Origin of the sequence: Providencia sp. SP181 (genome assembly GCF_050446505.1) — a bacterium.
Lineage (GTDB): Bacteria > Pseudomonadota > Gammaproteobacteria > Enterobacterales > Enterobacteriaceae > Providencia > Providencia vermicola.
Genome location: NZ_JBBPXM010000007.1, coordinates 147,207 through 168,288 on the forward strand (window position 1 = coordinate 147,207; position 21,082 = coordinate 168,288).

Annotated in this window: 20 protein-coding genes; 7 read left to right on the forward strand and 13 right to left on the reverse strand. The window is 43.0% G+C overall.

Annotated elements, in window-relative coordinates:
* Nucleotides 1-15: 15 nt before the first annotated feature.
* Nucleotides 16-1,518, reverse strand: a complete 1,503-nt coding sequence (proP, locus tag AABS66_RS13625) for a glycine betaine/L-proline transporter ProP (RefSeq protein WP_206085039.1) — start codon at nucleotides 1,516-1,518, stop codon at nucleotides 16-18.
* Nucleotides 1,519-2,001: 483 nt separating this feature from the next.
* Between proP and AABS66_RS13630 the strand changes: the two genes are divergently transcribed.
* Nucleotides 2,002-2,973, forward strand: a complete 972-nt coding sequence (locus AABS66_RS13630) for a 3-oxoacyl-[acyl-carrier-protein] synthase III C-terminal domain-containing protein (protein WP_306803735.1) — start codon at nucleotides 2,002-2,004, stop codon at nucleotides 2,971-2,973.
* Between the two features lie 328 nt (nucleotides 2,974-3,301).
* Nucleotides 3,302-5,026 carry a ubiquinone-dependent pyruvate dehydrogenase gene (gene poxB, locus AABS66_RS13635; protein ID WP_272681288.1) on the forward strand — a complete coding sequence of 575 codons (1,725 nt, stop codon included), beginning with the start codon at nucleotides 3,302-3,304 and terminating at the stop codon, nucleotides 5,024-5,026.
* 65 nt (nucleotides 5,027-5,091) lie between these two features.
* On the opposite strand, the gene AABS66_RS13640 is transcribed toward poxB, so the two are convergent.
* A complete protein-coding gene (locus tag AABS66_RS13640) occupies nucleotides 5,092-5,991 on the reverse strand; it encodes a DNA-3-methyladenine glycosylase family protein (protein WP_375083848.1) in 900 nt (299 codons plus the stop codon).
* A 149-nt stretch (nucleotides 5,992-6,140) separates the two neighbouring features.
* On the opposite strand from AABS66_RS13640, the gene AABS66_RS13645 reads away from it, so the two are divergent.
* The 3 genes from AABS66_RS13645 to AABS66_RS13655 are packed head-to-tail and all read left to right on the forward strand — an operon-like array spanning nucleotide 6,141 to nucleotide 7,551.
* Nucleotides 6,141-6,644 carry a DUF2569 domain-containing protein gene (locus tag AABS66_RS13645; RefSeq protein ID WP_206085026.1) on the forward strand — a complete coding sequence of 168 codons (504 nt, stop codon included), beginning with the start codon at nucleotides 6,141-6,143 and terminating at the stop codon, nucleotides 6,642-6,644.
* A 22-nt stretch (nucleotides 6,645-6,666) separates the two neighbouring features.
* Complete coding sequence (locus AABS66_RS13650; RefSeq protein WP_206085024.1) at nucleotides 6,667-7,029, forward strand: DUF488 domain-containing protein; 363 nt, start codon at nucleotides 6,667-6,669, stop codon at nucleotides 7,027-7,029.
* Nucleotides 7,030-7,551: a DUF2569 family protein gene (locus AABS66_RS13655; protein ID WP_206085023.1), complete on the forward strand. Its 522-nt coding sequence runs from the start codon at nucleotides 7,030-7,032 to the stop codon at nucleotides 7,549-7,551. It abuts the gene before it with no gap.
* Nucleotides 7,552-7,586: 35 nt separating this feature from the next.
* On the opposite strand, the gene AABS66_RS13660 is transcribed toward AABS66_RS13655, so the two are convergent.
* Nucleotides 7,587-9,158: an ATP-binding cassette domain-containing protein gene (locus AABS66_RS13660; RefSeq protein WP_430225042.1), complete on the reverse strand. Its 1,572-nt coding sequence runs from the start codon at nucleotides 9,156-9,158 to the stop codon at nucleotides 7,587-7,589.
* Nucleotides 9,159-9,179: 21 nt separating this feature from the next.
* Here AABS66_RS13660 and AABS66_RS13665 point away from each other — a divergent pair, with 21 nt between their 5' ends.
* A complete protein-coding gene (locus AABS66_RS13665; protein ID WP_272516277.1) occupies nucleotides 9,180-9,302 on the forward strand; it encodes a hypothetical protein in 123 nt (40 codons plus the stop codon).
* A gap of 147 nt (nucleotides 9,303-9,449) precedes the next feature.
* On the opposite strand, the gene glpD is transcribed toward AABS66_RS13665, so the two are convergent.
* The 6 genes from glpD to AABS66_RS13695 form a co-directional block, all read right to left on the reverse strand.
* Nucleotides 9,450-10,940 (reverse strand): glycerol-3-phosphate dehydrogenase, encoded by a 1,491-nt coding sequence (gene glpD, locus AABS66_RS13670; protein ID WP_272538912.1) that lies wholly within the window; start codon nucleotides 10,938-10,940, stop codon nucleotides 9,450-9,452.
* A gap of 291 nt (nucleotides 10,941-11,231) precedes the next feature.
* Complete coding sequence (locus AABS66_RS13675; protein ID WP_225820094.1) at nucleotides 11,232-11,990, reverse strand: DeoR/GlpR family transcriptional regulator; 759 nt, start codon at nucleotides 11,988-11,990, stop codon at nucleotides 11,232-11,234.
* 28 nt (nucleotides 11,991-12,018) lie between these two features.
* Complete coding sequence (gene glpG, locus AABS66_RS13680) at nucleotides 12,019-12,867, reverse strand: rhomboid family intramembrane serine protease GlpG (protein ID WP_272538913.1); 849 nt, start codon at nucleotides 12,865-12,867, stop codon at nucleotides 12,019-12,021.
* Between the two features lie 16 nt (nucleotides 12,868-12,883).
* Nucleotides 12,884-13,207, reverse strand: coding sequence for a thiosulfate sulfurtransferase GlpE (gene glpE / locus AABS66_RS13685; protein WP_047756248.1), 324 nt, complete (start codon nucleotides 13,205-13,207; stop codon nucleotides 12,884-12,886).
* Between the two features lie 87 nt (nucleotides 13,208-13,294).
* Nucleotides 13,295-13,873, reverse strand: a complete 579-nt coding sequence (nfuA, locus tag AABS66_RS13690) for a Fe-S biogenesis protein NfuA (protein ID WP_047756247.1) — start codon at nucleotides 13,871-13,873, stop codon at nucleotides 13,295-13,297.
* A gap of 63 nt (nucleotides 13,874-13,936) precedes the next feature.
* Nucleotides 13,937-14,620: a DNA utilization protein GntX gene (locus AABS66_RS13695; RefSeq protein ID WP_206085011.1), complete on the reverse strand. Its 684-nt coding sequence runs from the start codon at nucleotides 14,618-14,620 to the stop codon at nucleotides 13,937-13,939.
* Between the two features lie 47 nt (nucleotides 14,621-14,667).
* Here AABS66_RS13695 and bioH point away from each other — a divergent pair, with 47 nt between their 5' ends.
* Nucleotides 14,668-15,444, forward strand: a complete 777-nt coding sequence (gene bioH, locus AABS66_RS13700; RefSeq protein WP_206085009.1) for a pimeloyl-ACP methyl ester esterase BioH — start codon at nucleotides 14,668-14,670, stop codon at nucleotides 15,442-15,444.
* 26 nt (nucleotides 15,445-15,470) lie between these two features.
* Here bioH and AABS66_RS13705 read toward each other — a convergent pair whose 3' ends face one another.
* The 4 genes from AABS66_RS13705 to AABS66_RS13720 all read right to left on the reverse strand — a co-directional run bounded on the left by AABS66_RS13705 (nucleotide 15,471) and on the right by AABS66_RS13720 (nucleotide 20,988).
* Nucleotides 15,471-15,704, reverse strand: a complete 234-nt coding sequence (locus AABS66_RS13705; protein ID WP_206085003.1) for a FeoC-like transcriptional regulator — start codon at nucleotides 15,702-15,704, stop codon at nucleotides 15,471-15,473.
* Nucleotides 15,705-15,714: 10 nt separating this feature from the next.
* Nucleotides 15,715-18,033 (reverse strand): Fe(2+) transporter permease subunit FeoB, encoded by a 2,319-nt coding sequence (gene feoB / locus AABS66_RS13710; protein WP_430225043.1) that lies wholly within the window; start codon nucleotides 18,031-18,033, stop codon nucleotides 15,715-15,717.
* Between the two features lie 29 nt (nucleotides 18,034-18,062).
* The gene (gene feoA, locus AABS66_RS13715) at nucleotides 18,063-18,293 is read right to left on the reverse strand and encodes a ferrous iron transporter A (protein ID WP_430225044.1); all 231 of its coding nucleotides are present in this window, start codon (nucleotides 18,291-18,293) and stop codon (nucleotides 18,063-18,065) included.
* 364 nt (nucleotides 18,294-18,657) lie between these two features.
* Nucleotides 18,658-20,988, reverse strand: a complete 2,331-nt coding sequence (locus AABS66_RS13720) for a Tex family protein (RefSeq protein WP_206084994.1) — start codon at nucleotides 20,986-20,988, stop codon at nucleotides 18,658-18,660.
* Nucleotides 20,989-21,082: the final 94 nt, after the last annotated feature.

Sequence of the window (21,082 nt, forward strand, 5' to 3'; positions counted from 1 at the left end):
CTTTCCTCCTAGGCGTTAATCTAATTTAGGATGCTGGTTAATTAACGACTGGCGTTTTTTCTCAAGTTCAGCAATTTGTTGGTCAATATCTTCAACTTTTTGCTCAATATTGTCAAAATGTTCACTCAAGATTTCTTTCGCCTCGGCTTTATCCGACGCCGCTGGTGTTGCACCCCGCAACGGTTTATTGGCTGTTTCTGGCATGCGAATACCTGTGTATAAGCCAATCAATGCAATCACCATCAAGTAATAGGCTGGCATGTATAAATCTGTGGTTGATTCGACTAACCAAGCTGCAACAGTTGGGGTAGCACCTGCAATTAATACTGAGATATTAAAGGCAATGGCTAAGGCACTGTAACGAATATGCGTTGGGAAAATCGCGGGTAAAATTGATGCCATGACTCCAGTAAAACAGTTTAGCAATATCGCAAGGATCAGTAATCCTACAAAAATTAACCCAACTGAGCCGCTGTTAATTAGCATAAAAGCAGGGTAAGCCAATAGCACTAAACCTACGCTACCGATAATAACAAATGGGCGACGGCCAATTTTATCACTGGTTAAGCCAATCACGGGTTGAACAAATAGCATACCAATCATAATGGCGATAATTATTAGCACACCATGGTCAGTTGAATAATTTAGGTTATGTGATAAATAACTTGGCATGTAAGTCAGCAACATGTAATACGTGACATTAGTTGCAATCACTAAGCCAACACAAATTAATAAGCTTTTCCAATGCTTCGATGCCACTTCGCGTACTGAAACTTTGGGTGGATTTTGAATATTGGCTTTGTCTTGTTTTTCCAGTGACTCAACGTGCTGTTGGAAAGCGGGCGTTTCTTCAAGGGAATGGCGAAGATATAACCCAATGATCCCTAAAGGTAAGGCTAAGAAGAACGGAATTCTCCAGCCCCAATCATGGAAGTTTGCCTCTCCAACGATACTGGAAATTAGCACGACTACACCTGCACCTAGCACGAAACCTGCGATAGAACCAAAGTCTAACCAACTGCCCATAAAGCCACGCTTACGGTCAGGTGAATATTCGGCAACAAAAATTGCAGCCCCTGAATATTCCCCACCGACAGAGAAGCCCTGTGCTAATTTAGCAATTAATAACAAGATTGGTGCCCAAATACCGATGCTTTCATATGATGGGATCAAACCAATACAGAACGTACTTATCGCCATAATGATAATGGTCATCGACAACACTTTTTGTCGACCATACTTATCACCTAAGATACCAAATACCACTCCCCCTAATGGCCTAACTAAGAAGGGCACGGAGAATGTCGCTAGTGCAGCAATCATCTGGACGCTCGGTGATGCGTCTGGAAAGAAAACTTGACCTAATACGTAAGCTAAGAAGCCATATACACCAAAGTCAAACCATTCCATCGCATTACCCAGTGAAGCAGCGGTAATTGCTTTTTTTAATTTACCATCATCAATGATTGTAATGTCATTAATATTTAATGGTTTTTCTTTTTTCTTCTTGAATTTCATGAAACCATCCTCTTATTTGAATTTCAACAACGAGATAAATCACATTTAAGGTGTGGGTTTTCATACTTAAACAACGTGTAAAGTCCTATCATTTATAATAGTCGCTGTATGAATTTTTGTTCAGTTTTTAAAATTTAAAATTGAGCTAGATAATGGAGTAATACAGTAGAGTTAGAGAGAGAAATAGAGAGCACTTTTTTTTGTAAATAGAGCAAAATAACCACCTGAGAATAATCAAACTAGTTACCAATAATACATTAATATCGCTAGAATGTAAAATACTCGGCTTTTAATGCCGAAAAAAAAGAATTTTTAGCGTTTTATTTTAGCGGGTTAGGTTTATAACAACATGTTACTTATATCAATAATGCATTAGGCTAACAATGTTGATTATATATAATAAAAACCATAACAATCAATATGTTGTATTTTATTTTTGCTGATTTGAACTATGCTAAATACTCCATGAATATAGGGGGTAATATGAACAATTCCGTGAAAATATCAGCGATTAATGTTTATCATCCTGCAAAAATTAGGGGGAATGAATATTTTATCAAAAAGCATGGCGATATTAAAAATATTAATAATCTATTTGAATCATTAGGTAAGCGACAGCGTTATGTTTCTGACCTTGAAAGTGAAAATGTATTAACGATGGCATTTAAATCAGCAGAGCCGATAGTGGATGATAGTAATATTGATATTATTATTTTCGCATCAACGACGGTAGAGTATTTATCGCCAACTCACGCATTATTTATTCATCGAAAGTTCAATATTAAACACAATTGTATTTGTATCGATATGAATATAAATTGTTTAAGTATGCTGGCAGTTCTTGAACAAGCGGCCATGATGCTGAAATTAAAAGCGTCCTATTGCAGAGCATTGATTATCTCTACAGATCAAGTTTCTCGATATGCAAAACCACATGAGTTTTTCCCTGAGGCTTTATTTGGGGATGCGGCGGTTGCAATGATACTCGATAAAGTAAAGGACAACTCAGGCGCTGGGCTCATCGATAGTCAATATTACACTGATAGTCAGTATGCCGATACGATTGTATTTCCACACTATGGATTGTCGCATAGCCAAAATATGCAAGAAGAGAAATTTCACTGGGATAATTTTACAGGAGAGCTCTGTGTGCCCTTTGCGATAGAAGCCATTCAATTCCAGTTGGAAAAACATCATTTAAAATTGAATGATGTTTCTTGTTTTTTCTTTTCTCAATTATCAAGAAATTATATTGGAATGATTAAAAATGCATTAAATCTTTCCTGGGAGCAGATTGAATATATTGGTGATGAGTATGGTTATACAGGCGGAAATAGCCCATTAGTTGCCTATGCACATCGTTTGAAAAAAGGGTTACTTCATGAAGGTGATATTATTGTATTTTGGTCATTTGGTGCTGGGTATCAAACAGGTGTTTTACTGTGGAAAGTATAACTTAATCATTCTCAAATTGATTAGGTAATTATGCTAATCATTTTACGATATCTATATGGCAGTGATTAATATTAACAATAGTCTCTTAATTTATTCCGTTATCATCATCTTCTTTTGATAATAACGGAGGATTGTGTCGTTCTGTTTTATAATGGATTTGATAAGTAGGAATGAATAATTGACTTGGTTACAATCAAATAAATGATTTTAAATAAGTTTGATAATCAGAGAGTACAGTAAGATTTAAAATGAATTTTACCAAACTCTAAAAGAATACGCGCTGTATTTTATCAAGCGTGTATGACCTCCGACTGAGAAGAGTGCCATTATGAAAAAACAGAGTGTTGCATCCTATATTGCAAAAGTACTTGATAACGCAGGTGTTAAACGTATTTGGGGCGTTACTGGAGATTCATTGAATGGCTTAACCGACAGTTTGCGCCGACAAGGGGCAATTGAATGGTTAGGCACTCGTCACGAGGAAGTGGCGGCATTTGCTGCGGGCTCAGAGGCCCAGCTTACTGGGCAACTAGCCGTTTGTGCAGGCTCTTGTGGGCCTGGAAATATGCATCTTATCAATGGACTATATGATTGTCATCGTAACAGAGTACCTGTATTGGCGATTGCAGCACATATTCCATCAAGTGAAATTGGCAGCAATTATTTCCAAGAAACCCACCCAACAGAACTATTTCGTGAATGTAGCCACTATTGTGAGATGGTCTCTAACCCAGAACAAATCCCACAAGTGCTTGGCATTGCAATGCGTAAAGCAATTCTGAACAAAGGGGTATCCGTTGTTGTCATTCCAGGGGATATTGCATTAAAAGATGCACCAGAGACCGCCAAAGAAACATGGTATCAGCCTCAAGCCCCATTGATCATGCCACAGCGCTCTGAAATCGAACAATTAGCACAAGCTTTAAATGAAGCCAAAAATGTTACATTATTTTGTGGTAATGGTTGTGCAGGGGCACATGATGAAGTGGTCAAACTGGCAGAAACGCTAAAAGCACCTGTAGTTCATGCACTGCGCGGTAAAGAACATATTGAGTGGGATAACCCGTACAGCGTGGGAATGACAGGTTTAATCGGTTTTTCATCGGGTTACCATGCAATGATGAACGCCGATACGGTTGTTTTACTCGGAACGCAATTCCCATATCGTCCTTTCTACCCAAATGATGCAAAAATTATTCAAGTTGATATTAATGCAGGGAGCTTAGGTTCTCATTGCCATATCGATATGGGGCTGATTGGTGATATTAAAGCAACTCTGGATGCCTTGCAGCCGCATCTACAAACTAAACAAGATAAAAAACACCTTGAGAGCGCATTGAAGCATTATGAGGAAGCGCGTAAAGGGTTAGATGATCTCGCAAAACCAGGGCATGAAGGGCTCATCCATCCACAGTACTTGGCAACTAAAATTAGTGAACTGGCCGATGATGATGCAATCTTCACTTGTGATGTGGGTACGCCAACGGTCTGGGCAGCACGCTATTTGAAAATGAATGGTAAGCGCCGTTTAATTGGCTCGTTTAATCATGGTTCTATGGCGAATGCGATGCCACAAGCAATTGGTGCGCAGGCTGTTGATAAAACACGCCAAGTGGTTGCCATGTGTGGTGATGGTGGATTTAGCATGTTAATGGGGGATTTTATTTCTCTTTCACAAATGCAATTGCCAGTAAAAATCATTATTCATAATAATGGGGTATTGGGCTTTGTAGCAATGGAAATGAAAGTCGCGGGTTTCTTAACAGCAGGAACAGATTTGCATAATCCGAATTTTGCTGCAATTGCGAACGCTGCAGGTATCAAAGGTATTCGTGTGGAAAAAAGTGAAGATCTCGATAGCGCACTTAAAGAGGCTTTTGCCCATGATGGCCCTGTGGTGGTGGATGTCTTAACTGCAAAACAAGAGCTTTCAATGCCACCAGAAATTGCTGCTCAGGAAGCCAAAGGTTTTAGCTTATATATGCTAAAAGCCATTATGAGCGGGCGCGGTGATGAAGTGGTGCAATTGGTGAAAACTAACTGGCTACGTTAATACCTGTTGTTCGTTCATAAAGAAGCCTAATCAATTGATTGGGCTTTCTTTTTATTGACCATAAATTAATAGCCTGCTGCAGATTGACTACGCCACAAATGAGCAGCGACAAGTGCCCGCCATGGGGAATATTGCGCTAACCATTTCTCTGTCTCTTTCGCGGTCGGTTGTTCTTGGCTGTTTAATAAGGTTTGTAAATTACGCCTTACCGCGACATCGCCATGCAAAGAGCCATTGAGATAATTAAAGCCCCGCAAGAGTGCATAACTGACCGTCCAAGGGCCAATTCCTTTAATTTTGAGCAGTTGTTCTGTTACCACATCGGCATTGTCATGGGTCACTTGTACAGATAAATCAATCTGTTGGGTTTTAATTGCTTCACATAACGCTCTAAGAGCAACAATTTTCCCTAATGAAAACCCTGTTTGTCTGAGTGTATCATCACTGACTAAACCCACTTGTTGGATATCAGGAAAACACCAAATTCCTGATGAGTGCTGTGTGCCCACGGCTTGTATAAAGCGCCGACGGATAGCGATAGCGGCATGGACACTAATTTGTTGCCCAATAATCGCCCATACTAAAGCCTCGAAAGCATTAGAGGATTGATAAATTCTTAATCCCTTTTGTTTTTCAATGAGTTGACCAAGCACTGGGTCTGTTAGGTAGTGCATTTCAAATTCATTAACGGGTTGATGTAAACCCAATAAGTGTTTCCCAAGGGTGCTGAGTTCTGTTTCAGTTGGGGAAATATTCGAAGAATCAATATCCAAAGAAATTGTTGCATGCTGGCTTTCAATGGCTAGCTGAATGTTGGCGGGATGATTTTGCCAAATTAGGCCTTTTTGCAAACAATTGTCGACAACAATCTCTGCCACATTTTGTTGGTCTCTTAAATGGAAGGCAAAAAAATCCGCAGAGCGATAAGGTTGTGGAAGAGGTAAATTAACAGTGAATGTTTGCATTATGATGACCTGATAAGATTTTTCTTTAATCCAAATATATTGTGTATTGGTGCATTAGGTAACTCATATTTTAGTGAACAAATATGTTATCTTAGTAAGATGGATTATTTCGTCACTGACATGGTGTTTACAGCGAATAAGGAAGTGAAATGAAAACTGAAGATCGCAGTTCATCTCATAACCCTCCAGCCTCTCCTAAGCCTGAACTAACAGGGATAGGTGGTTGGCTGATTTTACCCATGTTAGGGATCGTGCTATCCGTTATTATTCTTCCATTTGCAATTTACGGGCAAAATATCCAGGTTATTGAGTATTGGGATGAGTTAACGAACTCCCAATCCGATACATTTATACCCTTATTTAAAGAACTTATCTATTTTGAGCTTTTAGGGAATGCGATTTTATATACTTTATTGCTTTTCTTGTGTTACGTCTTTTTTACGAAGAAAAAGCTTACGATCAAAATTTACATTTTCTTCCAGCTATTTGCTTTAGTGCTGACTATTTCAGATATTATATTGGCAGGAACATTATTAGATTTAGAGGTTGAAGCATCGGATATTCGCGACATTTTTCGTGCCCTGATTGGCTGCGCAATTTGGATACCGTATTTTTTGGTTTCTAAGCGGGTAAAAAATACTTTTGTGAATTAAATACCGTCATTGAGGTGAAGTGATGATTTATTGCAAAAGAGTGTATGACCCTGTGACTAAGAATGATGGCTATCGTGTCTTAGTCGATAGGCTATGGCCTCGAGGGATTAAAAAAATCGATTTACAGTGTGATGAGTGGAATAAAGAAGTGGCTCCCTCTAATGAGTTACGAAAATGGTTCCATCAACATACCGATCAATTCGAGCAATTTGTGCAGCGCTATTGCGAGGAATTGAATAACACCGAGGCTTGGCAAAGGTTAGTTGAGCAGGCTGAGCAAGGTCATGTGACATTATTGTATAGCGCAAAAAATACAGAACATAATCAAGCGACTGTACTCAAAAAATACATTGAAGAAAAAATACAGAATACAAAGGTTTGTTAAATGGAGAATTCTCAATCCACGGTTCAATTAGAGCAGGTTGTCGCTCAAGTCGTCCCGCAGGCCCCGAAAAAAATGCTTGAAGGACTCGGTGGTTGGTTGATTTGGCCAGTTATTGGGCTGTTTTATATGTTGTATAAAATGGTCATGATGTTAATGCAAGAAGTCTCTCAAGTAAAAACGGTTTGGCCGCTTGCTACACAAGTGGGCTCTGACTTTTATGTGCCAGGTTTTTCAATGGGTTATTACCTATTGCAAACGGGTTATGGGGTTATCATTGCATTACTATTGTGGACTTTTATTGCAGCAGTTAAATGGAAAAAAAGTGCGAAGTGGTTGTTTATCATAACCATGTTGCTATATACCTTGATGGTGTTTGTTGCCCGCTTTGTATTCCCTTATACATTCGGTATGGAAATTAATTACTCAAACATTATCACTGCGATTAATGGCAGCTTCTATTGTGTGTTATGGATTCCGTATTTTTTAGTTTCTAACCGCGTTAAAAACACGTTTATTCGCTAATAATTAACCACCTCTTTCGAAGGTGGTTAATTATTCTATTCGTTAGAAAGATTCAATGTATGGGTAATATTGCAGCGCTCAATAAAGGCGTTATCATGGGAAACCAATAGCAATGTACCTTGGTAATTGTTTAATACATCCTCCAGTAATTGCTTCGATTCTAAATCCAGATGGTTATCTGGCTCGTCGAGTAACAAAATCGCAGGTGGATTCGGGCTATGGGTCAGCGCTAATAATGTGGCTTTGAGCTGTTCGCCCCCACTCAGTTGTTGTAGTGGTAGCAAGGATTTATCGCCTCGAATCCGTAACATGCCTAGTTGTGTCCGCCATTGTTCAACCGTAAATATGGGCTGGTGTTGGTGGAGTGCCTCGCCAACGGGTAGCGTTTTATCGAGTAAGTTTAGGTGCTGGTCTAAATAGCAAAAACATCCACTTAGGCGGGATTCGCCCGATTGGGCTTTCAGGTGCCCTGCAAGTACTTTAAGTAAGGTGGATTTACCACAACCATTATCACCTTGAATATGCCAATGCTCCCCACTGTATACGGTGAATGATAGAGGTGATAAATGGCCATAGGGCAAGCAAAGATCGGAAGCGAAAATCGTCACTTTTTTCCCCTCACACTGGTAGGCAATGACCATTTTTTGCTGCTTGATATGGTGTATTTTCTCTTGGTGTTCTTGTTGTTGTCCTTGCAAATTATCCATCACCCGTTGATGGCGGTCGGCAACATTAGACTGCCTTTTTTCCGCACGGTTTTTCTGCATATCGAGTAGCAGTAAGGACTGAGAGCCACCATAACGGATTTTTTCTCCTTGTTTTTTCCGTTGAGCGGCTTTTTGTAACGTGGTTTGTAGTTGCTTTTTTTCTTGGTTAATACGTTTTTCTAAACGCGCAGCTTGGGCATCAATCGCCGCGATTTCGAAATTCTTCTGCGTGTCATATAACGCATAATTTCCCCCATATTCTTGTAAACCTTTCTCGGTGAGTTCAAAAATCGTTGCCATTTCACCCAGCAATGCTCTGTTATGAGAGATAACAAGGCTACCTGCTCTGTGCTCAGTCAGTTTTTGGCTTAGCCATTGACGGCTTCTGGTGTCTAAGTGGTTATCTGGTTCATCAAGCAGTAGAAAGCTATCTTGCTGTAAAAAGGCACGACATAGAGCAAGGCGCGTGCGCTCGCCACCACTGAGATGGGCGATAGGGGTTTCCATCGAAACGGGCAACCGTGCGGAATCTAGCAAATTTTGCCATTGAGACGGTAAATGCCATTTGTCGTCGACTAACTCAAAATCGGGTTGAGTTCCATTACCCGCTTCAATACGAGAAAAGGCGTGATAGAGCGAGGTAATACCTAAGGCATCGACGAGAGTTTCTCCTGTTAAGCGGGTGAGTTGATTAACATGGATAAAAGGTATATTCCAATGTACATCACCTTGTGTTGGCACGAATACTTGAGCCAGTAACTGCATGAGTACGGATTTACCTCGACCATTATGGCCAATTAAGGCATTTTTTTGACAAGATAATGTCCCGCTTAGAGGGGGGAACAGGGCCGTTTGGTTAAATTCGATATTCAGTTGTGAAAAGTGACACGCAATTGTCATAGGCACCTCCAAAAATAAAGAGTGCAGACAACGTCGTTGACTTATCAAGAAGCGTCGATGAATAGCGTTGCCTGCCAAGAACAGAAAAATGAATACCAAGGTGGTATTGGAAAATATTTTCTGGCAGTGCTTAATTCATCGTAGGGAGTACCTGCTAAGTTAAGTGATGGGATAAAAGCCGTGCATATTATAGACAAAGAAAATCAATTTAAGCAACATATAGACTTAAAATATAAAAAAGCCAGTCAATTCAAGTTGACTGGCTTTGTACTAACAACGAGATTTTTACGATTATGCAGAGGTGTGCTCTGACAACCATTGTGCAATGCGCTGTTTTTCTGAATCATTCAGCCACATGCCCAATTTAGTACGACGCCAGATAGCATCATCCAATTCTGTTACCCACTCATTTTCCACTAAGTAACGTAGTTCGGCTTCATAGACGTTGGCACCGAATGATTCGCCGAGATCACTGAGCGAGTTTGCGCCATCCAAAATCAGCTTGCTGTTACTGCCGTAAGTTCTTGCATAACGCAGCGCGATCCCTTCAGGAAGCCATTGATAATGTTGGCGTAATACGCGAGCATAGCCATCACGGTCGCAACCTTCGATATCACCACCTGGTAATTGACCATTTTTCGTCCACGGGCTACCTGCGTTCGGGTAATAAGTGGCGAGCTTATTCACAGCAGCTTCAGCTAGTTTACGATAAGTGGTTAATTTACCGCCGAATACAGACAGTAACGGTGCTTGGCCTTGCTCATCGTGAATATCTAATGTGTAGTCACGGGTAATTGCTTGCGGTGAGTCAGACTCATCATCACACAGTGGGCGAACGCCTGAGTAATCCCATACCACGTCTTCAACGGTTAACTGTTTTTTGAAGTGATCGTTGTACACTTTGAGTAAATAGCTGACTTCTTTGTCATCAATTTTGACGTCTTTTGGATCGCCTTTGTATTCCACATCTGTTGTACCGATGATTGAGAACTCATCCATCCACGGAATAACAAAGACAATACGGTTATCCTCGTTTTGCAGGATGTAAGCTTGTGGTTCATCGTGAGCGCGTGGAACAACGATATGGCTACCTTTAATTAAGCGAATGCCGTATGGCGATTTTAATTTCAAGCCATCGTCGAAGAATTCTTTCACCCATGGACCCGTTGCATTCACCAGTCCTTTCGCTTTCCAAGTGAGAGTTTCGCCTGTACGTAAGTCTTGTGCTTCAACAACCCATAAGCCATTTTCACGATAAGCACGAGTCACTTTTGTGCGAGTGCGAACTTCACCATGCTTACGTACCACTTCTTGAGCGTTTAGAACAACCAAACGCGCATCATCAACCCAACAATCTGAGTACTCAAACCCTTTGGTTAATTCAGGTTTCAGCACAGAGTTTTGGCCGAATTTTAAGCTTTTACTGCTTGGTAGGCTCACACGTTTACCTAAATGGTCATAAAGGAACAGACCGATACGGATCATCCACGCAGGGCGTAAATGAGGTTGGTGAGGTAAACGAAAGCGCATTGGAAACGCAATGTGCGGTGCCAGTCGTAATAAGACTTCGCGCTCAGCCAGTGCTTCACTGACTAATCTGAATTCATAATGTTCTAGGTAGCGTAATCCACCATGGATCAGCTTTGAACTCGCTGATGAGGTTGCACTCGCTAAGTCTTGAGCTTCGAGCAGCAATACCGATAATCCACGACCTGCAGCGTCAGCTGCAATACCAGCGCCGTTGATCCCGCCGCCGATGACAATCAAGTCTTTAGTTTCCATGCATCCCCCTGAGATGTTCGAAACACTTTCAATAATGTTCGTTTTCGCTCATTTGATTGTAGTCAAAATGAATAGTGATGCCAACTATTATTAATAAGAAAAATAACAACTGCGTGATATTGGTAACAATTTTTTTTCAATAACCACAAATAAAATAATGGTATATAGGCAGGAAAAAACATTTTTGAGCGAAAAAGAAAAAGGAAATAACAGTTAGAAAGTTAAAGTAGAAAAGGGATATCATTAAGAGTGGTGGTAGTTAGCACTACCACCATGAGAATAACGTATTGATTAACAAAGCTCTAATTGAACGTTATGTTGCTCAATCACTTTGAGAATGCTGTCTGGCGGCTGTTTGTCGGTAAATAAATAGTCGATTAAGTTCATATTACCGAGATTGACCATTGCATTACGGCCGAACTTAGAGTGATCGGTGACTAACATCACGCAACGTGAATTTTCAATAATGGCGCGTTTTGTACGCACTTCATGATAATCGAACTCCAGTAGCGAGCCGTCCATATCAATGCCGCTAATGCCCAAAATGCCGTAATCTAACCTGAATTGAGAGATAAAATCGAGGGTCGCTTCACCCACAATACCACCATCACGCGAGCGTACTTCACCCCCCGCTAAAATTAAGCGGAAGTCTTCTTTTGGCATGAGTAACGTGGCGACGTTTAGGTTATTGGTAACAACACGCAGGTTTTTATGGTTAACCAACGCATGGGCCACAGCTTCAGGCGTGGTTCCGATATCAATAAATAGCGTCGCACCATCAGGAATTTGGCTCGCGACATGCTGCGCAATACGGGCTTTTTCATCTGACCACATGATTTTGCGGTCATGATATGCCGCGTTTACGGAGCTTGAAGGCAGTGCTGCGCCACCGTGGTGCCGCTGAATTTTATTTTGTTCAGCGAGGTCATTGAGGTCTCGTCGGATGGTTTGAGGGCTAACCTCAAAATGCTCGACAAGTTCTTCAGTACTGACATATCCCTGAAGACGCACAAGTTCAACGATTGCATCATGTCTCTGGGTTTGTTTCACAGCGTTAGCCTCTAATTATTAAAATGTATTATCTGGAACTCTGGTGTTTAATAAAGCTGTGCCTATTATCCCACACTCCCATCAATAAGCCGATAATTAACCCTGAAGTGTGTGCGGCATTCGCAATATGCATCCCTAAAATATCGAAGTAACCAAAAAAGAGCCAGATAATTGAGAAAATCATTAACCCTCGGGGAACATTCACGCCGCTTTCTGGGTTGCGCTCACCTGTTAGCCAAACGTAGCTAACTAGGGCATAAACGACACCCGATAAGCCCCCAAAGTTGTTTTCGCTAAACAGCGATTGTCCCCAGTTACTAAACAGGGCGGAGACTAATAAAATAGTAAAGAGCTTTCCTGTTCCCAGCTTGCGTTCAACTTGGCCAGCTAAAAACCACCATAGCGCAAGGTTAAACCCAATATGTGACAGTGAAAAATGCACAAAGGCGGGGCTTATCCAACGCCAAAGTTCTGATTGTTGGTCTCCAATTGGCCACGCTAAGTAACGTAATACTTCACGAGCATCGGTCATTTCTACCCAAAGATATACAATAATCGATAGCAGAATAACAGCAATTGTGAGTGGCCCTGATTGTTCTTTCAGGTAACCCCAAGTGAGAAAATTGCGGTATTGAAATTGCGCATCGGTATTACCTGTTTGCCAGCTAGCAGCAAGGTAGCGCGGGTCATTTGGGTTTTGCAGGAAAGTATCAAGCTCTTGACGGACTTGATTAAGAAATTGGTCATCTTCCAACCAAAGTTCATACAGCGCTTGTTCTTGGGATGGTTTAAGGCTTAAATGGATATTTTGCCCTGCCATATAGTCAACAAATGCTTGCGCCATTCTTGGGTTAGCAAAGGAAGTGATGTGGATCATGAATGCGTTTTCTCGTCTAGAGCGCCGTGACGGCTTGTGGATATTCCCTTAACCAGGCTTCAAACCCGCCATTAATGCTGTAAACAGATTCATAGCCGATGTTTATCAGGTATTGTGCTGCGCCTTGGCTGCTGTGCCCGTGGTAGCACATTACCATGACGGGTTGTTCATAATCTGTTTGTTCTAAAAATTGACTCAGCGACTCATTGGTGAGGTGATAAGCACCGCTAGCATGACCTGCGCGGAAGCTTTGTGGATCACGTACATCAACAAGTACGGCAGAGCTTTCCAACCAATGTTGATAAGCTTGCTCTGGTGTTAGTGTCTCAAAATGGTCCATAAAATACCGAATATAGCGGGGAAAACCCCATAAAAAACGAATACGGCACCTGTAAGCAGAAAAACAGGTGCCAGATATCAGTGGCAATTAGTAGAAAGAGTGCTCGCCACGTTGGTGTTCAGTCAGGTCTTTAACGCCTTTTAACTCACCATCAAACATTTTCAGTAATTCTTTTTCGATACCTTCTTTTAAGGTGACATCGACCATAGAACAACCGTTACAACCACCACCAAATTGCAGGATAGCAAAGCCTTCATCGGTAATTTCCATTAGGGAAACACGGCCGCCGTGGCTGGCTAATTGTGGGTTAATTTGTGACTGTAAAACGTACTCAACGCGCTCGATTAATGGTGCATCATCAGAGACTTTGCGCATTTTTGCGTTTGGTGCTTTAAGCGTCAGTTGTGAACCCAGTTGGTCGGTAACGAAATCAATTTCGGCTTCTTCTAAGAAAGGCGCGCTAATTTCATCAACATAAGCAGATAATTTTTCGAACTTCAGTTCCTTATCTGTTGCTTCAACGGCACCTGGCGGGCAGTATGAAACGCCACACTCAGCTGTTGGTGTACCTGGGTTGATGACAAATACACGGATTTGGGTTCCTGGCTCTTGATTTTCCAACAACTTGGCAAAATGAGCCTGTGCTGCTTCAGTAATATTAATCATAATCATTTGCTCAATAATAGTTGACTGCTTTAGTTGGTTATAATACGCCCATTTACCCCTTTCCTACAAGGTGCGACAGAGTGACCACGCATCAACAGTGCGCGCTCCCGCACAAATCAACAATTGTGCGGCTGTATTCATTGTCGAACCTGTCGTAATAACATCATCGAGAATGGCGACATGTAGGCCAGAAACCGTAGTTTCTAAGGTAAATGCTCCCTTTAGGTTTTTTCGGCGATGTTCACGTTTTAATGTAATCTGCGCCAGTGTATCACGACTACGCAGTAATGAATTTTGCGAATAGGGGATATTTAACCATCTGGATAAATTTTCGCCTATTAATGCCATGTGGTCAAATCCTCGCCACCATAATCGATGACGATGCAAGGGAATGGTCATAATGAGGTCGGGTTTTTGCCATGTATTTTCGCGGTAACCCTGTAGCCAAAATAAAACAAAAATGCGCGCTAAAGCAAAAGCGAGCTGCGATTGTTGATTAAACTTAAAGTGATGAATAAGCTTACGTAATGGAGCTTGATAGGGTGCGGCGGTAATTAAACGTTGCCAAGCAGGGGGCTGTTTTAAGCAACGACCGCATTGCAGTGTTTCGAGTTCACTGGGCAGTGCACAGCGTGGGCAGCACTTCGGCATAGTCGGTAAGCTTTTCAGGCAAAAACTGCAAATACCTTGGCAGCTTAAATTGAGTGATTGATGGCATAGCCAACATGCCCCTTCCATTGATAGCATGATGATATTCCGTTAAAAAACGTTGATTGAATAAAGAGAGTGTAACCATGGCAAAGCTATATTGGCAGACCGTCGGCGAAGGAAAACAAGATCTTGTGTTGCTGCACGGGTGGGGGTTGAATGCGCAAGTTTGGCAAACAATTATTGTGCGAATCGCGCCGCATTTTCGTGTTCATCTCGTTGACTTGCCAGGTTATGGGCGGAGCCAAGATTTTGCACCAATGAACATTCAATCCATGGCAGATATTTTGTGGGAACACGCCCCGAAAAACGCCATTTGGTTAGGGTGGTCGCTGGGTGGACTAGTTGCCAGTCGAATTGCACTGGATCACCCTCATGAAGTTCAAGGGCTGATTACCGTTGCATCCTCCCCTTGCTTTAGAGCTAATGAGGATTGGGCGGGTATTCGGCCTGAAGTATTATTGGGCTTTGAACAACAGCTTGCCGCGGATTTTCATCGAACCGTTGAGCGCTTTTTAGCGTTGCAAACTTTAGGTACCGAAAGCGCCCGCACCGATGCGCGCACTTTAAAATCAGTGGTGCTTGAACAACCTATTCCAACGGTGGAAACGTTAAATGCGGGGCTTGAATCATTGCGAACAGAAGATTTACGTGAAGAATTGAAGAGCTTACCTGTGCCGTTCTTACGGATTTATGGTTACCTTGATGGTTTAGTGCCGCGAAAAATAGTGCCTATGTTGGATGCGCTTTATCCAAACTCTCCATCCGTGATTATGCGCAATAGTGCTCATGCACCGTTTATTTCGCACCCCGATGAGTTTTGTGAATATTTACTGGATTTTCAAAGCCGATTGGAAGAGTAAAGCGAGTAAGCCGCTGAGGTTGTGGCTTATTTCATCTTATAAACAAAATGGGCGCAGTCGGTGCTTTCTGGGCAGCCTTTGCAGCTGGAGCCCGTTAAGCAGGCGCTTATATCCACCTGCTCAATTTTTCCTAAGCTTTCCAACTTTTCCACCATCGCTTTTATCATTGGCGTTGGGGTGTTGAGTTGCTCGCTAAGTAACGCGATGTCAGCTTGCCCGTATAAAGCAATCAAATCTCTCACTTGTAGCAAGCTGATCATCGTTTAGTCCTTAGTGGCAGGTATTGCTAGAGCAGCCAGAGCACTGCTGTGCGGTTTTGCTTTTAATATTCAACGTCACGCGGCTACGCATGCGACGTAGGAACATGAACAGGGCAATATTAAACACCACAACAGCCACAATAGTCATTAAGCTACTTTGTGGGTGCTCACTGAAAGTTGCGGTTTGGTAAAACAGTGCTGACAGGCTATAGGCCACATTCAGTCCCCAGAAGATGGAGAAACTCATCCAGCTTTTGTTCGTTTCGCGAGCAATTGCCCCCATGACCGACACACAAGGCACATACAGTAAGACAAAAATCAGGTAGCTATAGGCGGCGATACCTGAGCCAAATTTCGCAGCCATAGTGCCCATTGAGCCTGATTCCATTTCGCCATCCCCTTTGCTAGCTTCGATTGGGTTCGATAACGCGCTTAGGGTAAAGGTTTCTTTTAAGCTATCCCATGTTTCAGATACTGCATCTTCCAGCTCATTCCATAAGTTGAAGGACTCTGCATCGAACGGTTCCGAGGTAATCGCTTCGGCGGTGTAGAGGGTATTCAACGTCCCAACGACCACTTCTTTTGCCATCGCTCCCGTAATCAAGCCCACGGTTGCTTGCCAGTTGTCGGCGTGAACACCGATTGGCTGCAATGCAGGGGTGATCACTTTACTGACTGAAGCTAGAGCTGAGTCATTAATGTTATCAACAGGTTTACCTGAGAACGAGAAACTATTGAGTGCGCCGATAAAGATACTCGCCACAACAATGACTTTACCTGCACGCACCACGAAGCCTTTTAAGCGCTGCCACGTTTGAATTAACAACGTTTTGACGTGCGGTACGTGGTACACGGGTAGTTCCATCACGAATGGTGATGCTTCACCACGCATGAGGGTATGTTTGAGTAAAAGCCCCGTGAGGATAGCGACCACAATCCCTAAAATATACAGGGAGAACACGACACTCGCGCCATTTTTACCAAAGAAAGCTGCGGCAAATACCGCGAAGATCGCCAGCCTTGCGCCGCAAGACATAAACGGCGCCATCAGAACGGTAATCAGCCTTTCACGTGGGGCATCAAGGGTACGAGCGCCCATAATCGATGGGACGTTGCAACCAAAGCCGACGATTAATGGAACAAACGATTTGCCCGGTAGGCCCAGCGCCTGCATCAATCTGTCCATCACGAAAGCGGCTCGTGCCATATAGCCTGAGTCTTCAAGGATGGAAAGGAACAGGTACATCATCCCGATTTGCGGTACCAATGGCAAAACGGTATTAATACCGCCACCAACACCTTGAGCCAAGAAGATAGTGAGCCAATCAGGGAAACTAAAGTAGGCACCAACCCACTGAATACCATGGATAAATATTGCCTCAGAGGCACCTTCAAAGAACGGCTGAAGTGCCCCACCAATATTGATGGCAAGGACGAACATCAGGTACATCACAAACAAGAAAATGGGGACGCCTAGCCAACGGTTGAGGATAAATTTATCCAGTGATTGCGTCAGTCGGTTAGGTTCAGCGGCACTATTGTTGATCGCCGCTTGGCAAATGGTCGCAATAGATTGATAACGCGCATCAGCAATCAGAAGTTCAGGTTCTTCATTTAATGTTTCAGTGAGTTGCTGGCGAGTGGCGTGTAATTGCGTTTCTGAAATTTCAGCACGTTGGCGACTATAAATATCCCCTTCTAGAATTTGCAGGGCTAACCAGCGGCGTTGTTGGTGGCTAAATTGTTGAGCTGAAATTTGTTCAGACAATGAATCAACAGCTTGTAATAGCTGTGGTGGATATTCAACAAGGGCTTTTTGGTTATTTTTTGGATGAGTATCAATGGTTTTTTTCAGTTTATCGATACCTGTTGCACGGGTTGAAACCATTGGGATCACAGGGCAGCCCAGCTGTTTTTCCAGTTTAGCAATATCGATATCAATATGTTGGCTTTGGGCGATGTCCAACATATTCAAGGCGACAATACAGGGGACGCCTAACTCAACGAGTTGTAATGTGAGATAGAGATTGCGTTCTAGGTTCGACGCATCGACGACGTTAATCAACATGTCAGCTTCGCCACTTAAAATAAAGTAGCAGGCGATTTGTTCGTCGAGGGAGGTTTGTTCCGAAATGGTCGTGAGCGAGTAGGTGCCAGGGAGGTCGACAAGCTCAATTTTGTGGTCATCCGTGTGAAAGCGGCCAACCTTGCGCTCAACGGTGACGCCAGCCCAGTTACCGACGCGCTGTCTTGACCCTGTTAGCTGGTTAAAAAGGGTTGTTTTACCTGCATTGGGGTTACCAATTAAGCCGATAGTCAATCGTTTCATAGTGTTTGCCAATAATCAAAAAAGAAGACTTAAGCGGTAGGCGCTTCATCAAGGTTTAGTAGGGCGAGGTCCTTTTTGCGTAGCACTAAGCTGACGCGGTGAGTTTCGATTTGTACAGGATCGCCAAAAGGCGCTAAACGCACCACTTTAAAAACGGAGCCCGGTAATAAACCGAGAGACAATAATTTTTGTCGGTATGCAGGGCTTATTTTGGGGGAGAAGCCCAGAATTTTGTAACTGCATTGAGGAAGTATAGCCATAGTGTCTTCCTATTATCTTCCTAACGATTCAATTCATAATGATACGGATAATTATTGTTAGAAAAGTTTGTGTCCACAAGCAAAACGCAGAGTAAAACAAAAATAAATCTAATTAACAATGAGAATCATAATCATCCACCTTTTGTTATATTTAGCCTCTTTTTTCGTCAATTTGACTTGATGTGGATCAACGAAGCATGGAGTTAGCGGTGTTTTTTAGATAGCGATGGAATAAGGCGAAAAGAATTGGCTGGGTTGATTTTCGAACAATATATTGGATTTGTTTATTAATTTAGTAGTGAAGATATTTCTAGAAAATACTAAATACCCCAATGAATTTATTGGGGTATTTAGCTTAATCAGACTACTTTTTTTTGCCAAACGCAGCGGCAAGTGCATCGCTCATAGCACTGTTACCTGATGAATTCACGTTTTGGCGTGAGTTGCCACGAGGTGCAGGGGCTTTACGTGCGTTTTTATCTTGTGCTGGTGCCGCTTTGCGAGGTGCGCTGTGAGAATCCCCTGCTTGTTCGTCCAAACGCATGGTGAGGGCAATACGCTTGCGGGCAATATCCACATCTAACACTTTCACTTTCACAATATCGCCCGCTTTCACCACTTTGTGTGGGTCTTCGACGTAACTATTGGAGAGTGAAGAGATATGCACTAAGCCGTCTTGGTGTACGCCGATATCCACAAACGCACCAAAGTTGGTCACGTTGGTCACCGCACCTTCTAAAATCATGCCAGAAACGAGGTCATTCATTGTTTCCACACCTTCTGCAAAGGTAGCGGTTTTAAATTCAGGGCGTGGGTCACGACCTGGTTTTTCTAACTCTTTGATGATATCTGTAACGGTGGGTACACCAAATTGTTCTGTGGTGAAATCACGCGGACTCAGTGTGTTGAGCACTTGTGAATTACCCATAATGTCTTTCAATGGCTGGCGGACGGTTTGCAGAATTTTTTCAACAATAGGGTAAGCTTCAGGGTGAACTGTTGACGCATCCAGCGGGTTCTCACCATTGGTGATACGCAGGAACCCTGCACATTGTTCAAAGGCTTTAGGCCCAAGGCGAGCTACTTTCAACAACTGTTTTCGGTCATTGAATTGGCCATTTTCATCGCGCCAATCAACCACGTTCTGCGCGATCATTTTGCTCAAGCCTGCAACACGGGTAAGCAAAGCGACTGACGCGGTATTTAAGTCTACACCTACGGAGTTTACGCAGTCTTCGACAACGGCATCCAGTTTACGGGCGAGTTGGGTTTGGCTAACATCATGTTGATATTGACCCACGCCAATAGATTTCGGGTCGATTTTAACCAGTTCAGCCAGCGGGTCTTGTAGACGGCGAGCAATCGATACGGCACCACGCAAAGACACATCCAAGGTTGGGAATTCTAGCGCGGCTAGCTCAGAGGCGGAGTACACTGATGCACCCGCTTCACTGACAATCACTTTTTGCGCAGTGACTTCAGGGTATTGTTTTTGCACCTCCGCAAAGAAACGTTCAGTTTCGCGAGACGCGGTACCGTTACCAATCGCCACTAATTCAACGTTATGTTTTTGGCACAATGCCGCCACAATGGTTGCTGCTTTCGCTGCTTGCCCAGTGTGCGGGTAGATAGTATCGGTCGCGATCAGTTTTCCTGTCGCATCCACAACCGCAACTTTCACCCCAGTACGTAGACCAGGATCGAGGCCCATCGTTGCACGCATACCTGCGGGCGCAGCCATCAGTAAGTCGCTGAGGTTACGGGCAAAAACATTAATCGCTTCTTCTTCGGCTTTTTCACGTAAAGCGCTCATCACTTCTGTTTCTAAGTGCAGAAGCACTTTGACACGCCATGTCCAGCTAATGACCGCTTTACGCCATTGGTCGGCAGGGGCGTTATTCAAACGCACATCTAAGTGGCGAGTAATAATCTCTTCGCAATAACTTTCTTTGGGTGGCTCATCGAATTGAGGGTCACAATTTAACGAAAGCTGTAAAATGCCTTCGTTGCGACCTCGGAACATTGCCAGTGCGCGGTGTGAAGGCACTTGGGAAACGGGTTCTTGGTGTTCGAAGTAATCGCTAAATTTGACGCCTTCTGCTTGTTTGCCTTCTGCAACGACGGAAACGAGGTGCGCATTTTTCCAAATATAGTCACGAACTTTCGCCAATAAAGTTGCATCTTCGGCGAAACGCTCCATCAGGATGTAACGAGCACCATCTAAAGCTGCTTTCACATCCGCCACGCCTTTATCTGCGTCGATATAAGTTTGAGCAAGGGCTTCAGGGGATTGGCTTGGGTCTGTCCACAGCGTATCCGCTAATGGCTCAAGTCCTGCTTCAATGGCGATTTGCCCACGAGTGCGACGTTTTGGTTTGTAGGGTAAGTAAAGGTCTTCAAGTTCGGTTTTATTGAGCGTGCTGTTGATAGCAGCGGCGAGTTCAGGGGATAACTTCCCTTGTTCTTCAATCGACTTGAGAATGGTTTGCTTACGATCGTTGAGTTCGCGTAAGTACCCTAAGCGGCTTTCTAGCTGGCGAAGCTGAGTATCGTCCAACCCTCCGGTAACCTCTTTACGGTAACGCGCGATAAACGGGACAGTATTGCCTTCATCCAACAATGTGATGGCAGAAAAAACCTGTTTCGGTTGGGCTTGCAGTTCTGCTGCAATAATTTGGCTTAGAGTTTCATTCATGTCGTGTTTAAATACCTACTGAAAGAACAGTTAAAAAATTTACTGCACTGTTATACTTGGTGGTAGCGAGAATTTCCAGACTGAATTTCGGTCT

Excerpts from the sequence above, each read along its gene's own strand:
- proP (WP_206085039.1), bottom strand. The coding sequence starts at position 1,518 with ATGAAATTCAAGAAGAAAAAAGAAAAACCATTAAATATTAATGACATT.
- AABS66_RS13640 (WP_375083848.1), bottom strand. The coding sequence starts at position 5,991 with ATGCAAACATTCACTGTTAATTTACCTCTTCCACAACCTTATCGCTCT.
- AABS66_RS13645 (WP_206085026.1), top strand. The coding sequence starts at position 6,141 with ATGAAAACTGAAGATCGCAGTTCATCTCATAACCCTCCAGCCTCTCCT.
- AABS66_RS13695 (WP_206085011.1), bottom strand. The coding sequence starts at position 14,620 with ATGCTATCAATGGAAGGGGCATGTTGGCTATGCCATCAATCACTCAAT.
- AABS66_RS13630 (WP_306803735.1), top strand. The coding sequence starts at position 2,002 with ATGAACAATTCCGTGAAAATATCAGCGATTAATGTTTATCATCCTGCA.
- glpG (WP_272538913.1), bottom strand. The coding sequence starts at position 12,867 with ATGATCCACATCACTTCCTTTGCTAACCCAAGAATGGCGCAAGCATTT.
- poxB (WP_272681288.1), top strand. The coding sequence starts at position 3,302 with ATGAAAAAACAGAGTGTTGCATCCTATATTGCAAAAGTACTTGATAAC.
- feoA (WP_430225044.1), bottom strand. The coding sequence starts at position 18,293 with ATGGCTATACTTCCTCAATGCAGTTACAAAATTCTGGGCTTCTCCCCC.
- AABS66_RS13660 (WP_430225042.1), bottom strand. The coding sequence starts at position 9,158 with ATGACAATTGCGTGTCACTTTTCACAACTGAATATCGAATTTAACCAA.
- AABS66_RS13650 (WP_206085024.1), top strand. The coding sequence starts at position 6,667 with ATGATTTATTGCAAAAGAGTGTATGACCCTGTGACTAAGAATGATGGC.
- AABS66_RS13720 (WP_206084994.1), bottom strand. The coding sequence starts at position 20,988 with ATGAATGAAACTCTAAGCCAAATTATTGCAGCAGAACTGCAAGCCCAA.
- feoB (WP_430225043.1), bottom strand. The coding sequence starts at position 18,033 with ATGAAACGATTGACTATCGGCTTAATTGGTAACCCCAATGCAGGTAAA.
- nfuA (WP_047756247.1), bottom strand. The coding sequence starts at position 13,873 with ATGATTAATATTACTGAAGCAGCACAGGCTCATTTTGCCAAGTTGTTG.
- AABS66_RS13655 (WP_206085023.1), top strand. The coding sequence starts at position 7,030 with ATGGAGAATTCTCAATCCACGGTTCAATTAGAGCAGGTTGTCGCTCAA.
- AABS66_RS13705 (WP_206085003.1), bottom strand. The coding sequence starts at position 15,704 with ATGATCAGCTTGCTACAAGTGAGAGATTTGATTGCTTTATACGGGCAA.
- glpD (WP_272538912.1), bottom strand. The coding sequence starts at position 10,940 with ATGGAAACTAAAGACTTGATTGTCATCGGCGGCGGGATCAACGGCGCT.
- glpE (WP_047756248.1), bottom strand. The coding sequence starts at position 13,207 with ATGGACCATTTTGAGACACTAACACCAGAGCAAGCTTATCAACATTGG.
- bioH (WP_206085009.1), top strand. The coding sequence starts at position 14,668 with ATGGCAAAGCTATATTGGCAGACCGTCGGCGAAGGAAAACAAGATCTT.